This window comes from Duganella sp. SG902 (assembly GCF_013376005.1).
Lineage (GTDB): Bacteria > Pseudomonadota > Gammaproteobacteria > Burkholderiales > Burkholderiaceae_D > Rugamonas.
The window spans coordinates 225,194-238,204 of the sequence record NZ_JABMJK010000006.1; the positions used below are offsets into that span (position 1 = coordinate 225,194).

At 63.0% G+C, this 13,011-nt stretch carries 12 protein-coding genes; 5 read left to right on the forward strand and 7 right to left on the reverse strand.

Translation table 11 applies throughout. The annotated features are described in order from the left end of the window. Nucleotides 1-34 precede the first annotated feature (34 nt). Nucleotides 35-1,141: a patatin-like phospholipase family protein gene (locus FHW83_RS15395; protein WP_229224202.1), complete on the forward strand. Its 1,107-nt coding sequence runs from the start codon at nt 35-37 to the stop codon at nt 1,139-1,141. On the opposite strand, the gene FHW83_RS15400 is transcribed toward FHW83_RS15395, so the two are convergent. Further along, nucleotides 1,138-2,826, reverse strand: coding sequence for an FAD-dependent oxidoreductase (locus FHW83_RS15400; protein ID WP_176647232.1), 1,689 nt, complete (start codon nt 2,824-2,826; stop codon nt 1,138-1,140). The two genes, FHW83_RS15395 and FHW83_RS15400, sit on opposite strands and share 4 nt — an antisense overlap. 173 nt (nt 2,827-2,999) lie before the next feature. Here FHW83_RS15400 and FHW83_RS15405 point away from each other — a divergent pair, with 173 nt between their 5' ends. Next, nucleotides 3,000-3,926, forward strand: coding sequence for a collagen-binding domain-containing protein (locus FHW83_RS15405; protein WP_218106286.1), 927 nt, complete (start codon nt 3,000-3,002; stop codon nt 3,924-3,926). 51 nt (nt 3,927-3,977) lie between these two features. On the opposite strand, the gene FHW83_RS15410 is transcribed toward FHW83_RS15405, so the two are convergent. Beyond that, nucleotides 3,978-4,307, reverse strand: a complete 330-nt coding sequence (locus FHW83_RS15410; RefSeq protein WP_176647234.1) for a hypothetical protein — start codon at nt 4,305-4,307, stop codon at nt 3,978-3,980. A gap of 168 nt (nt 4,308-4,475) precedes the next feature. Between FHW83_RS15410 and FHW83_RS15415 the strand changes: the two genes are divergently transcribed. Further along, nucleotides 4,476-5,501, forward strand: a complete 1,026-nt coding sequence (locus tag FHW83_RS15415) for a type II asparaginase (RefSeq protein ID WP_229224203.1) — start codon at nt 4,476-4,478, stop codon at nt 5,499-5,501. A 6-nt stretch (nt 5,502-5,507) separates the two neighbouring features. Here FHW83_RS15415 and FHW83_RS15420 read toward each other — a convergent pair whose 3' ends face one another. Together FHW83_RS15420 and FHW83_RS15425 are read right to left on the reverse strand one after the other, a co-directional pair. Next, nucleotides 5,508-6,128 carry a flavin reductase family protein gene (locus tag FHW83_RS15420; RefSeq protein ID WP_176647236.1) on the reverse strand — a complete coding sequence of 207 codons (621 nt, stop codon included), beginning with the start codon at nt 6,126-6,128 and terminating at the stop codon, nt 5,508-5,510. Nucleotides 6,129-6,174: 46 nt separating this feature from the next. Further along, the gene (locus FHW83_RS15425; RefSeq protein ID WP_176647237.1) at nt 6,175-7,020 is read right to left on the reverse strand and encodes a type 1 glutamine amidotransferase domain-containing protein; all 846 of its coding nucleotides are present in this window, start codon (nt 7,018-7,020) and stop codon (nt 6,175-6,177) included. 97 nt (nt 7,021-7,117) lie between these two features. Between FHW83_RS15425 and FHW83_RS15430 the strand changes: the two genes are divergently transcribed. After that, nucleotides 7,118-8,017 carry a LysR family transcriptional regulator gene (locus FHW83_RS15430; RefSeq protein WP_176647238.1) on the forward strand — a complete coding sequence of 300 codons (900 nt, stop codon included), beginning with the start codon at nt 7,118-7,120 and terminating at the stop codon, nt 8,015-8,017. Between the two features lie 220 nt (nt 8,018-8,237). Further along, complete coding sequence (locus FHW83_RS15435) at nt 8,238-10,328, forward strand: TonB-dependent siderophore receptor (protein ID WP_218106288.1); 2,091 nt, start codon at nt 8,238-8,240, stop codon at nt 10,326-10,328. On the opposite strand, the gene FHW83_RS15440 is transcribed toward FHW83_RS15435, so the two are convergent. From FHW83_RS15440 to FHW83_RS15450, 3 genes are all read right to left on the reverse strand, one after another. Next, nucleotides 10,316-10,732, reverse strand: a complete 417-nt coding sequence (locus tag FHW83_RS15440; protein WP_176647239.1) for a DUF6691 family protein — start codon at nt 10,730-10,732, stop codon at nt 10,316-10,318. The two genes, FHW83_RS15435 and FHW83_RS15440, sit on opposite strands and share 13 nt — an antisense overlap. After that, nucleotides 10,729-11,154 carry a YeeE/YedE family protein gene (locus FHW83_RS15445; RefSeq protein ID WP_176647240.1) on the reverse strand — a complete coding sequence of 142 codons (426 nt, stop codon included), beginning with the start codon at nt 11,152-11,154 and terminating at the stop codon, nt 10,729-10,731. Before FHW83_RS15445 ends, FHW83_RS15440 begins: the two co-directional genes overlap by 4 nt. A 114-nt stretch (nt 11,155-11,268) precedes the next feature. After that, nucleotides 11,269-12,906: a methyl-accepting chemotaxis protein gene (locus FHW83_RS15450; protein ID WP_176647241.1), complete on the reverse strand. Its 1,638-nt coding sequence runs from the start codon at nt 12,904-12,906 to the stop codon at nt 11,269-11,271. Nucleotides 12,907-13,011: the final 105 nt, after the last annotated feature.

Below are 13,011 nucleotides of genomic sequence, written 5' to 3' on the forward strand. Positions count from 1 at the left end.
CAGTGACCGGCTTGCTGTGGTATGGTTGCGGCCTATGACGCAAGAATCGTATAAACCGTATAAACGTTGCATGGTGATGGGTGGTGGCGGATTCCGCTTCGGGATCTACATCGGCATGTATGCCGCGCTGCGACAGGCCGGCAAGGCGCCCGATGTGCTGCTGGCCAGTTGCGGCGGCGCCATCGCCGCCGCCATCATCCACAATCTGCCCGATCCCGACGCGCAACGCGCATGGCTGTCGTCCGAGGAGATGTACCAGTTCTGGTGCAGCCTGCGCTCGACCGATAACGCCGCGCTGCTCGGCGCCCTGCTGCGCGCCGCCAAACGCAAGATGAACAGCGCCAGCGCGCCCGTGATCCCGGACCTGTTCAACGATTACCTGTTCGAGATCCCGCCGCGACTGCCCTTCCCGCCCGCCACCGGCACACCGGCCGTGGACGTCGCCATCATCGGCGGCAAGCTGCTGTTTGCCGCGGCGGACGTCGGCCAGCCGCGCGGCCGGCGCAAGCTGTATGCGGAGACGGTGTTCTGCAACGAGCGCGCCGCCGCCGCGCTGCGAGGCATGGACTCGCCGCTGAGCGATCCGCGCTGGGGCGAGCACGCCATCGCGCGCGAACTGCTGACCGACACCAGCGTGACCGTCACCGATGCCGCCCGCATCTCGATCGCGGACATGATCTACTTCCGCTGCGCCCACCTTCACGGCGACGAATACATCGGCGGCGTGCTGGATCTGTTCCCGGTCGAGATCGCGCGCAAGCTGGGCGCGGAAGTCATCATGGAATTCAAGGAGGCGTTCGACCAGGTGTTCGCCATTCCCGCCTGGCGCTCGGTGCTGGGGGTGGACGGCAACGCGCGCCTGCGCTACGCCAACACGCATCTGGCGGACATGCGCATCGATTCGTCCGACGTGTCGGTGGTGCTGGAGAAGCAGCAGTTACAGCAAAAGCTGGACTGGCTGCGCAACCGCATCGAGCTGCGCATGCCGCCGAGCTACGACATCTTCGCCCGGCACATGAGGGACCAATGGCAGTATGGCTACGAGCGCGCGCGCGAAGCGCTGGCGCGGCCGCAGCGCCAGCAGCCGCCGATCCGCCGCGCCAACCGGCACAGCAAGCCGCTCGGCAGCATCGAGCCTTAAAGGAAGTCCGACGCCAGGGCCTGGTGCAGCGAGGATACCGCCGCCGAGCCCTCTCCCACCGCCGCTGCCACCCGCTTGACCGAGCCGCTGCGCACGTCGCCCACGGCAAAGATGCGTGGACGGCTGGTCTCCAGGAAGTGGCGCGGACGCTCGAGCGGCCACTTCTCGTCCGGCACATCCGGCCCGGTGAGCACGAAGTTCTTGTCGTCCAGCGCCACGCAATCACGCAGCCAGGCGGTGCTCGGCTCGGCGCCGAGGAACAGGAACAGGTGGCGCGCCGGCGCCTCGCGCGGTTCGCCGCCGGCGCTTTGCCAGCAGATGCTTTCCAGCCTGTCGCCGCCGCGCAGTTCGACGATCTGCTTGTGCGTGTGCAGCGTGATGCGCGGCGAGGCCTCGATACGCTGGATCAGATAGCGCGACATGCTGGCCGCCAGCCCGCCGGAGCGCACCACGATGTGGACGTGCTTCGCATGCTGCGACAGGAACACCGCCGCCTGCCCCGCCGAATTGCCGCCGCCGACGATCACCACTTCCTCATCTGCGCAGAAGTTCGCCTCCATGAACGAGGCGCTGTAGTACACGCCGCGTCCCTCGAAGCGCTCCAGCCCCGGCAGGTCCGGCTTGCGGTAGCGCGCACCGCTGGCGATGACGATGGAACGCGCGCGCATCTTCTCGCCGGTGTCGGTCTCGATGTCGTATTCCAGGCTGTCGCAATTGACGCTGCTCACCTTGAACGGCACCGCCACCTCGGCGCCGAACTTGCGCGCCTGCGACAAGCCGCGGCCGGCCAGCGCCTGGCCCGATACGCCGGTCGGGAAACCGAAGTAGTTTTCGATCTTGGAGCTGGCGCCGGCCTGGCCGCCGGGCGCCTTCGCGTCCAGCACCGCCACCGTCAAGCCTTCCGAGGCCGCGTACACGGCGGCCGCCAGCCCCGCCGGGCCGGCACCCACCACCACCACGTCGAACAGGCGGCCATCGACGCCGTCCGAACTGATGCCGATGCCGTCCGCCAGCTGGCGCAGCGTGGGACGGCGCAACACCTCGCCGTTGAGCGTGACCACGGCCGGCACGTCATCGGGCTTGACGCCGAAACGCGCCATCAGCGCCTGCGCCTCCTCGTCGGCGTCGGTGTCGAAATACGCGGCCGGCTGGCCGTTACGGTTGAGGAAATGGCGCAGGATCAGGGTTTGCTGCGAATCGCGCGCGCCAAACAACACCACGCCGCCGGTCTGGTCGGACATGTAGGCCACGCGCCGCAGGATGTAGGCGCGCATGATGGTTTCGCTCAGCTCCGCCTCGGAGATCACCAACGTGCGCAGCGAGTCCTCGCTGATGACGATCAACTCGCTGTCGGCCACCACGCGCGCGGTGGCGACGGCGGCGCGGCCGGCCAGCGAGCCCATCTCGCCGGTGAACATGCCGGGGCCGTGGGTACCGATGACGGTCGCGCCCAGCGCCGAGCCGCGCTCGATTTCAATCGAGCCGGAGATGATGACGTACATCGCGATGTGACGGTCGCCCTGGCGGAACAGCACCTCGCCGGCGGCGAAATGCCGGCGTTCACCGTAGCGCATCAGGATGTCGAACTGGTCCTCGCTCAGGGTGGGGAAAATCTGGTGCCGGCGGTTGCCGACGTCCGATGAGGCCAGGTGCGGTGGGGTGATGTTGCCGTTTTTCTGTTCCATGCCAGGTCCTTGCGTGTGTTGCGGCCATGATAGCGCTGATTCACCAGCGGTGTTGCATTGCCCGAAACACAATATAAATGCCGAAAAAATATTTTCAATTCTAAATTGCTAATTTCTATTTCTTTTAGGTTAGAATAGCGCCGGACACTTCTTCTCACCTACTTTTTCTGACTATGCGCCTCCTGAAAACGTTTGCAATCGGCACCGTGGCGACTTTCGCCGCCGTATCGGCCCAAGCCGCCTCGCTGACCTCCAGCCAGATCCTCAACCAGTTCAACGCCGTGGTCACCGGCGACGTCTCCACCACCAGCGATATCGAAGGCCGCCTGGTCGTCAACAACCTGGTCAAGGGCGCCACCTTCTACAACAACCCGCGCGGCACCGCGTCGGACTACTCGGCCGTGAACGCCATCACCATCGGCGCCAACGGCGGCGGCAACGTCAACAATGGCGGCGGCGTCAATTACGTGACCAGCAACGCCGGCTCGTTCAACCTGAACGGCGGCGGCAGCGTCAAGCACGGCGTGCCGACCTTCTCGATGTCGGACTTCTCCACCCCGCTGAACGCGCTGGAAAGCCAGTTGGCCGGCCTGAGCAGCGCCAACAGCGTGCTGAACGCTGCTGATCCCAACAACTTCACCTTCAAGCTGACCGGCAACGCCAGCAGCACCTCGGTGTTCAACATCACCACCAGCCAGCTGGCCTCGGCCGCGACCATCAAGTTCGCCGGCACCGCCGACACCGTGGTGATCAACGTGCGCTACGACGGCTCGCTGGCCGCGAACGGCGAAAAGGCCCTGACCATCAACGGCAATTTCAACGACGAGACCCACCTGGGCAACCGCATCATCTGGAACTTCGTCGACACCACCCAGGTCAACTTCCGCGGCTGGTACGGCACCGTGCTGGCCGGCACCTCGGACGTGCAAGCCGGTTCGGCCATGAACGGCTTCCTGTACGCCGAAAGCTACACCGGTCCGGGCGAGCTGCACGACCGCGCCTTCCTCGGCACCCTGCCGGCCGTTCCGGAGCCATCGACCTGGGCCATGATGGGCGTCGGCCTGGCAGCCCTGGCGCTGAGCCGCCGCCGCAAGGCCTGAGCCACCGGGCACGGCATAACGCAAAACGGAGCCAACTGGCTCCGTTTTTATTTAACGGCACAACTGCTGCCATTGTGCCTCGAATTCCGCCGGCGGCACGTCCTGGGCCAGCACGGTCAGGTCGCGCGCGACCGAAATATAGCGCTGGAAACCGATATAGCCGCCAAACGCGTCCTTGGCGTTGACCTCGCCGCACGGCGCCCCGCCCTTGCCGATGAACTGGTTGCGAAACTGCGCCTGGCCCGGCTCCAGCACCTTTTCCCTGACGTATTTTTCGCCCAAACTGGTGAGCGTCGCCGCTTCTTCGCGCTGTTTTTGCTCCGCGGTCTTGCCGCAGGCCACCAGCGCCAGCAATAATGCGATCGTGATAACCAATCTCATATGTTTTCTCTTTATTCTTCCCGCAACCTCGTATTAACGCAGCAACGCGCTGCATTGTTGACATGCCGTCGCTTTGTTAAAATGCAAAACTTTACAAACCCATCAGGAGACTTCATGTTATTTAATAACAATTCTAACCGCTGGGGCCAAGCCTTGCTTGCATGCGCCATGTTGCTCAGTTCTTATGCCGGGGCAGCGGAAAAACTGGCCCATGTAACCATCCTGGCCACCGGCGGCACCATCGCCGGCAGCGGCGCCAGCACCACCACCACCGTCGGCTACACCGCCGCCACCGTGGGCGTGGACCGCCTGATCGCCGCCGTGCCGGAACTGGCCAAGGTGGCCGACGTCAAGGGCGAACAGGTGTTCCAGATCGCCAGCGAGAACATGAGCAACGACCACTGGCTGAAACTGGCCAAGCGCGTCAACACCCTGCTGGCGCAGCCGGACGTGGACGGCATCGTCATCACCCACGGCACCGACACGCTGGAAGAAACCGCCTATTTCCTGGACTTGACCGTCAAGAGCAGCAAGCCGGTGGTGCTGGTCGGCGCCATGCGCCCGGGCACCGCGCTGTCGGCCGACGGCCCGATCAACCTGTACAACGCCGTGCTGCTGGCCGCCAGCAAGGACGCGGTCGGCAAAGGCGTGCTGGTCGCGCTGAACGACCAGATCCACGCCGCCCGCGACGTCACCAAGACCAACACCTCGACCCCGGACAGCTTCAAGACGCCGGAACTGGGCCTGCTGGGCTACATCCAGGGCAACAAGCCCTACTTCTACCGCGCCTCGACCCGCAAGCACACCGTGGACAGCGAGTTCGACATCAGCAAGCTGGACGCGCTGCCGCAGGTGGACATCGTCTACGGTTACGCCAATGTTAACCCGGTTGCGCTGAACGCGCTGGTGGCCGCCGGCGCCAAGGGCATCATCCACGCCGGTGTGGGCGACGGCAGCCTGGCCGCCTCGGTCAAGACCGGCCTGGTGGCGGCCCGCAAGCAAGGCGTGCTGATCGTGCGTTCGGCGCGCGTCGGCCAGGGCATCGTGGCGCGCAACGGCGAGGCCAACGATGACGAGCTGGACTTCGTCGCCTCCGATACGCTGAACCCGCAGAAAGCCCGCATCCTGCTGATGCTGGCGCTGACCAAGACCAGCGACACCAAGCAGATCCAGCGCATGTTCTACACCTACTGATCGCGCTTACGGATAGCTTGGCCGTGTCATGCGGAACAAGTTATCCGGCGTAATCTCGAAGTAATCGGCCGGGCCGCCGCCACGCAAGATGGGGCGCGCGCCGGCCGTGTCGTAGATGCCGTCGCGCAGCAGCTCGTGCGCGATGTGCACGCCCACCACCTCCCCCAGTATCAGCCAGCTATTGGTTTCCGCCCCGGACGCGCCCTGCAGGCGGACGATCTGGGTGCGCCTGCATTCAAACGAGACCGGGCTTTGCGCCACGCGCGGCGCCGCCACCACCTTGGAGGCGGCGGGCGTCAGGCCGGCCAGCTGGAACTCGTCGACTTCCGGCGGCGCGGCGGCGCAGCTGGCGTTCATGGCCTCGGCCAGCGGGCGGGTGGCGAGGTTCCACACAAACTCACCGGTTTCCTCGACGTTGCGCAGCGTGTCCTTGCGGCCCAGGCTGGCAAAGCCGATCAGCGGCGGCGTGTAGTTGAAGGCGTTAAAGAAGCTATAAGGCGCGAGGTTCAAGCCGCCGTTGGCGGCGCGGGTGGAAATCCAGCCGATCGGCCGCGGGCCGACAATGGCGTTGAAGGGATCATGCGGCAGGCCGTGTCCCTGCGCTGGTTGGTAGAAGTAAGGGTCCATGCCCGTATTGTCGCACGAGCACGAAGATGTTCTCCCCGCAGTCGCATTAACGCTTGAGACGGGCCAGCAGTTCGTCCGCCACGCCGTTGGCCGATGCCGGATTCTGGCCGGTGATCAGCTCGCGGTCGACCACCACTTTCGCTTGCCAGTTGGGGCCGCCGCTGTAGACGCCGCCCGCGCGCTGCAAGGCGGTTTGCGGCGTGAACTTCATCGCGCCGCCATTCAGCATGGGCTTGGCGGCCTCTTCCTCGGCATTGCTAATCACCGTCATCTGGTAGCCGGCGTAAATCCAGCCCGGCGCCTTGCCTGGCTTGGCCCCGGTCTCCAGCGGCTTGGTGAAGGCTTGCGGCTGCGCCAGCGCCGACAGCAGCGCGATCGGACCATGGCAAACCAGCGCGGTCGGCTTGCCCTGCTGATGGAAGCTGGTCAGCAAACGCCCCAGCTGCGCGCTGTGCAGCAAGTCCTGCATCGGCGCGTGGCCGCCGGGGATGTAGACGGCGTCGTAACGGTCATACCCGCCCTGCTCCACGCGCGCCAGACTGATTACCGGCGAATCGGCGACCGAGGTGATTCGCAGCTTGTCCAGCAGCGCCAGGTGTTGCCGCATGCTGGCTTCGTCATCGCCGAAGTACATTTTGTTGAGCGAACTGCGATCCACAGTCGGCGCCTTGCCCAGCGGCGTGGCAAAGGTGACGGTGTGGCCGGCATCCAGCAGCTTCTTGACCGGCTGCATCAGCTCGTTGGCGTAGAAACCGGTGTCGAAACTGCGCTTGTCGCGCAGCGCCAGTTGCGATTCGTCGGACAGCACCACCAGCACGTTGGCGGCGTGCGCGCCGATGGCGGCCAGGCCCAACATGGCGCCGGCGACGGTATTACGAAAGGTATTGGTCATGGTGAGGCTCCTTGGTTTGCGATGCCGCCAGTGTATTCATGCTTGCGTTGTGATTAAATACGCCAACAACCAAATCATTTGTTCTTGAAAGGCATGAATGGCGCGACAATTCGATCACATGGCGGACGTGGAAGCCTTTGTCACCATCGTCGACAAGGGCACGATCAGCGCGGCGGCGGTGGCCCTGGGCACGACGCCATCCGTGCTGAGCCGGGCGGTGGCGCGGCTGGAGGCCCGCCTCGGCGTGCAGCTGCTGCGGCGCACCACGCGCCGGCTGAGCGTCACCGACGCCGGCAACCTCTACCTGGAGCAGGCGCGCGGCGCCTTCGGCCTGATAGCCGACGCCGAGCGCGCGATACAGGGCCAGGGTGGCGCTTTGTCCGGCAAAGTGCGCATCAGCGTGCCCACCACGTGGGGGCATTACCGCCTGCCGGCGCTGCTGCGGCGGTTCATGGAGCGGCATCCGCAGGTCGTGATCGAGCTCGGCATCAGCAACCGCAACGTCGATCTGGTCGATGAGGGCTATGACATGGCGATCCGCCTGGGTGAGCTGGCCGACAGCGGACTGGCCGCCAAGCGGCTGGGCGAAGAAACGCTGTGCCTGGTCGCCGCGCCGGATTACCTGCGCCGCGCCGGCACGCCCGCCAGCCTGGACGAACTGGCCGGCCACGCCTGCCTGCCCTTCATCATGCCCAGCACGGGCCGCCAGGCGCCGTGGCTGCTGCGCGTCGAGGGCAAGGACGTCGACTACCTGGCGCCAGCGCGCATGCTGGTGACGGACGACGTGCTGGGAGTGGTCTCGCTGGCGCAGCAGGGCCTCGGCATCTGCCAGACTTACGAGTTTGTCGCGGCCGAACGCTTGCGGAGCGGGCAACTGGTGGAAGTGCTGCCGAGCCTGCGCGGGCGCAGCCGGCCATTCTCGCTGATTTATCCGCCGCACCGACGCATGTCCGCCGCCAGCCGGGCGCTGATCGACAGCCTGCCGTCCGGTTGTTAACAAATTCTGTGGATAAGGCTGTTAACAAGCGCCAGCAGTCTGTTCCAAGTGACTGTATTTAAATGGAAAAGCTGTGCTGCGTAATTTTTTCGCAGCAAAGTTATCCACCGCACGGTGATTGCCGCGCTTGCGTGGATATCAACTTGGGAGCATAATTCAATGATAACAATTCTCATTTAGCCAGCCAAAAGCCAGCCATGCAACTACTTCAAGGACTACCATGGCTATGCAAAAAACCCCGCTGGCGCTGATGCTGGCGAGCCTTTCCCTCTCCCCTTTCGTTGCCGCCCAGACCGAGCAAACCCTGCAAACGGTGACCGTCACCGGTGCCAGCGACGAAGGCTACCGCATCTCGACCTCCAACAGCGCCGCCAAGATCGATGCGCCGTTGCGCGATATTCCGCAAACCGTGAACGTGGTGCCGGCGCAGCTGCTGCACGACCAGGGCGCCCGTTCCATGCAGGATGCGCTGAAGAACGTGCCGGGCATCGGCCTGTCCACCGGCGATGGCCAGCGCGACCAGGTGACCATCCGCGGCTTTAGCGCCATCAGCGACCAGTTTGTGGACGGCATGCGTGACGATGCGCTGTATTTCCGCGATTTGTCGAACATCGAGCAAGTGGAGGTGGTCAAAGGCCCGGCCTCGGTGCTGTACGGCCGCGGCTCGTCGGGCGGCATGATCAACCGCATCACCAAGAAACCGGGCGTGGACCGCACCGAGCTCAGCCTACAGGTCGGCAGCTGGGGCCAGAAGCGAGGCGAATTCGACCTGGCGCGCAACCTGCCGGACCAGAACGCCGCCGTCCGCCTGACCGGCGCGGTGGAGGACGCCGACAGCTACCGCGACCAACAATTCCTGGAGCGCCAGGCGTTGGCGCCGTCGGCCCTGTTCCGCATCAGCCCGGACACGCAACTCCTGCTGCAGACGGAGTACCTGCACGACAAGCGTCTGACCGACTTCGGCAATCCGTCCTATCAGGGCCGTCCGGTCGACGTGCCGGCCAGCACCTACTACGGCGCGGCCAACGCCCGCCAGAACGACTTCAGCGAATCGCGAGTCTATGCCTACGGTTTTACGCTGGATCACCGCTTCAATCAGCAGTTTTCGATCCGAAACGCGTTCCGTCACTACGATTATTCGCTGAACCGGAATAATACGTTGGTCGGCTCCGTCAACGAGGTTGCAAAGACCGTGTCGCTGACGCGTGGCAACGTCTTGCGCGATGAAGATGGTTACAGCAACCAAACCGAGCTGACGCAGCACGCGGAGCTGGGCGGCATGCAGCACACCGTGCTGTACGGCGTGGAGATCGGCAAGCAGAGCAAGTACCAGCTGGTGCGCTCGCAGGCCAACGCGGCGACCGTGTCATTGTTCAATCCCGTCCCACCGGTTGTGCCATTTACCGCCGGCGGAGCGCCAACGACGAACAATCTGGGCGTGTTCCGCGTCGCCAGCGCCTATGTGCAAGACCTCGTGACGCTCGCGCCGGAATGGAAAGCGTTGGCGGGCGTGCGCTACGACCGTTTTGAGCAGGAAACCCTGCAGCGCATCGCCGGCGCCGCCAATCTCGCGCGTACCGACCGCAACTGGAGCCCGCGCGCCGGCTTGGTGTACCAGCCGAGCACGACGCAGTCGTACTACGCCTCGTTCAGCCGCTCCTTCCAGCCTTCCGGCGAAGGCTTCGCGCTGGCGGCGAATAACGTCGATATCGCGCCAGAAACCACCAAGAACAAGGAAATCGGCGCCAAGTACGACCTGTTCGGCGGCCGCGCCTCGGCCGGCGTGTCGTTGTTCCAGTTGACGCGCGACAACATGAAATCCAGCGACCCGGTCACCAACAAGCTGCTGCCGGTCGGCACCCAGCGCACCAATGGCGTGGAACTGACTTTCACCGGCGATCTGGGCGACGGCTGGCAAGCCTGGGCCGGCTACGCCTGGCTGGATGGGAAAATGATCGCCTCGGTCGCGAAGGATGACGGCCAGTTCGTCCAGGGCAAGCGTCCGACGCTGACGCCGAAAAACAGCGCCAACCTGTGGCTGACCAAGGCGCTGGCCGGGCACTTTGGCGTTGGCGCGGGCGTGAATTACGTCGGCGACCGCTACGCCAATCCGGGCAACACCGTGATACTGCCGAGCTACGCGACGGTCGACGCCATGGCCTATTACCGCGATCGCGGCCTGGATCTGACCTTGAACCTGCTGAATCTGGCCGACAAGGCGTACACCATCGCCGGCCACGGCAGCAACAAGAACCTGAACCTGCCGGGCGCGCCGCGCTCGGTACAGTTGACCGCGCGCTATCGCTTCTGAGCGCGTTCGATCAACTCGTAAATGCCCATGCCGGCCAACATGGCGGCAACAAAAATCAGGGCCTTGGGCAAGCCCATTCCAATCCCCACCAATGCCGGGCCGGGACAAAAACCGGCCAGGCCCCAGCCTATGCCAAACGCTGCGGAACCAAGCAGCAGGCGGCGGTCAATAATGATCGCGGTCGGTAATTTCATTTCCGCGCCGAGCAACGCGGTTTTACGCGACTTTGCCCAAAGAAAAGCAAAGAAACTGATAGCGATGGCGCCGCACATCACCAAAATAAGCGAGGGATCCCAATTACCGGCCAAATCGAGAAATGCCAATACCTTGGCCGGATTCGCCATGCCGGAGATAATCAAGCCCGCGCCGAATATTAATCCAGCCAGAAAAGAGATGATAATCATAGGTGGCGCACCAAAAATACGGTTATAAATCCCGCCAACATAAATGTCAGCGTCGCCACGACTGATCGAGTCGATAATCGCGATATACCACAAACACCATGCCCGCTGGTGCACCCTGAACCGAATCGCGTTCCAACTCCTACCAGTAAACCGGCGATAATCAGCGTTGACGTTTCCGCCTCGACCTGCACCTGCGGCAACGGGAAAAAGAAAGCGTAGAGTATTGGCGCGATAATCAGACCAGCTATAAACGCGATACGCCAGTTCAAATCGCCAAGACGCGGCTTGATCAGGCCACCGATAATCCCGCTGATACCGGCAATGCGGCCATTAAAAATAACGAATATGGCTGCGGCCAATCCGATCAACAGTCCGCCAGCCAAACTGGCGGCTGGGGTAAAAGCGCTCCAATCCACGGTCATGTGGCTCTCCTCAAGGCTGGCGCCGGGGCGTTACGCCCCAGCGCAAGAACGGAGTATGCCAGAAATCAGCGACAACGCGCTAATTTCTGGCACGCCTAGACCGCTCCTCGGACCTTAGCCGCTGGCCAGACGCAGGCCGCGCAGCGGCTTGTCGGCACGCTGCGATCCGGTTTTGGCAGCCAAGCGGGAAACCACAGCATTCGAGGCATCGAGTTTAAATTGCCCAACCGCCTGGGTTAAATGGAAGGCCTGCTGTTTTAATTCCTGGGCTGCGGAACTGGCTTCTTCAACCAAGGCGGTATTCCTTTGCGTCATACCATCGATTTGGCCTATCGCGCTGCTGACTTCTTGAATACCTGAACTCTGTTCCTGACTCGCATGGCTAATATCGGTCACTATTTCAGTTACCTTGCGGACGCTGGTCACCACCTCGTGCATTGTCGTTTCCGCTTTATGAACCAAATCCGAACCGGTGCCAACTTTTTCCACCGAATCGTCAATCAATACTTTAATTTCTTTCGCGGCGGTCGCGGCGCGTTGCGCCAAATTCCTAACCTCGGTGGCCACGACAGCAAAACCACGGCCTTGTTCACCGGCACGGGCCGCTTCCACCGCCGCATTCAAAGCCAGGATATTCGTCTGGAATGCGATGCCATCGATAACGGAAATAATTTCAACGATCTTTTTAGACGACTCATTAATCGACGCCATCGTTTCAGTAACCTGGCGCATCACTTCGCCGCCCTGCTCCGATACAGTGGATGCCGATTGCGACAAGTGACTCGCCTGCTGAGCATTGCTGGCGTTTTGTTTAACGGTCGAGGTCAGTTCATCCATCGCGCTAGCCACCCGTTCCAGCGATTGCGCCTGCTGTTCCGTGCGTGCCGACAAGTCCTCGTTGCCGGAGGCGATCTCGTTCGAGGCATTGGTAATCGAATCCGTGCCCTGCCTCACGTCCTGAACAATACCTGCCAGACTGTCGCGCATGGTCTTGATGGCGAACAGCAAACTATCGCCATCGCCCTGGGCTAGCTGCACATTGACGGCCAGGTCGCCTTGGGCGATACGGCTGGCAATTTCCGATGCATAAACCGGCTCGCCGCCCAGCTGCTTGAGCAGCATGCGTTTGATCAGACCGGCGATGACCACGCTGAGGATGATCGCCACCACCGCCAACGTCGTCACCAACTGCTGCGCGCCGCTAGCGTCGCTGGCCACCGCTTCGCTGGCGACGTCGAATTCCTTCTGGGCGGCATTCACCAACACCGACATGTCCTCCACGATCCGGCGGCGCAGCGGGCTGCATTCATTCACCAGGAACTGGCCGTACTCGTCCATTTTCTTGGCCTCACGGAACTGGCGCGGGCGCTTCAAGGCGTCCGCCATGGCCAGCAAGCCCTCCTTGACCTTGGCAAACTGCGGATCATTGGCGTAAGCCGGGGTCATTTTCTCGACGGCCGCGAGATAGATCGCTTTTTGCTCGTCAACGATGGCCAGCTCCTTGGCGGCTTGGGCGTCGTTCTCGAAGATATAGGCATTGCGCGCGGCCAGCCCGGTCTGCGCCAGCGCCTCACGCGCCACGTACAACGGATCCAGCCTTTCGTTGGACATCTTGTCTTGCTGCTGGAAAGCGTGCGCCAACGAGGACACGCGCATCACCGAGAACACCGCCAACGCCAGCATGAGGACGGTCAACATGCCGAAGCCCAGCCACAGCTGGGTACCAATTTTTAATTTTTTGAAGGAATCCATGATTTCGCGCCTTTTAAGCAAGCAAAGTTAAACCACAACGAAGCTCGCGGGATCGGGGCGAAAGGAAATAATGCTAGGGGAAAGACACGCCGACGGCGATGCGGG

Excerpts from the sequence above, each read along its gene's own strand:
- FHW83_RS15400 (WP_176647232.1), bottom strand. The coding sequence starts at position 2,826 with ATGGAACAGAAAAACGGCAACATCACCCCACCGCACCTGGCCTCATCG.
- FHW83_RS15440 (WP_176647239.1), bottom strand. The coding sequence starts at position 10,732 with ATGATTATCATCTCTTTTCTGGCTGGATTAATATTCGGCGCGGGCTTG.
- FHW83_RS15405 (WP_218106286.1), top strand. The coding sequence starts at position 3,000 with ATGCGCCTCCTGAAAACGTTTGCAATCGGCACCGTGGCGACTTTCGCC.
- FHW83_RS15395 (WP_229224202.1), top strand. The coding sequence starts at position 35 with ATGACGCAAGAATCGTATAAACCGTATAAACGTTGCATGGTGATGGGT.
- FHW83_RS15425 (WP_176647237.1), bottom strand. The coding sequence starts at position 7,020 with ATGACCAATACCTTTCGTAATACCGTCGCCGGCGCCATGTTGGGCCTG.
- FHW83_RS15415 (WP_229224203.1), top strand. The coding sequence starts at position 4,476 with ATGTTGCTCAGTTCTTATGCCGGGGCAGCGGAAAAACTGGCCCATGTA.
- FHW83_RS15435 (WP_218106288.1), top strand. The coding sequence starts at position 8,238 with ATGGCTATGCAAAAAACCCCGCTGGCGCTGATGCTGGCGAGCCTTTCC.
- FHW83_RS15420 (WP_176647236.1), bottom strand. The coding sequence starts at position 6,128 with ATGGACCCTTACTTCTACCAACCAGCGCAGGGACACGGCCTGCCGCAT.
- FHW83_RS15430 (WP_176647238.1), top strand. The coding sequence starts at position 7,118 with ATGGCGCGACAATTCGATCACATGGCGGACGTGGAAGCCTTTGTCACC.
- FHW83_RS15410 (WP_176647234.1), bottom strand. The coding sequence starts at position 4,307 with ATGAGATTGGTTATCACGATCGCATTATTGCTGGCGCTGGTGGCCTGC.
- FHW83_RS15445 (WP_176647240.1), bottom strand. The coding sequence starts at position 11,154 with ATGACCGTGGATTGGAGCGCTTTTACCCCAGCCGCCAGTTTGGCTGGC.
- FHW83_RS15450 (WP_176647241.1), bottom strand. The coding sequence starts at position 12,906 with ATGGATTCCTTCAAAAAATTAAAAATTGGTACCCAGCTGTGGCTGGGC.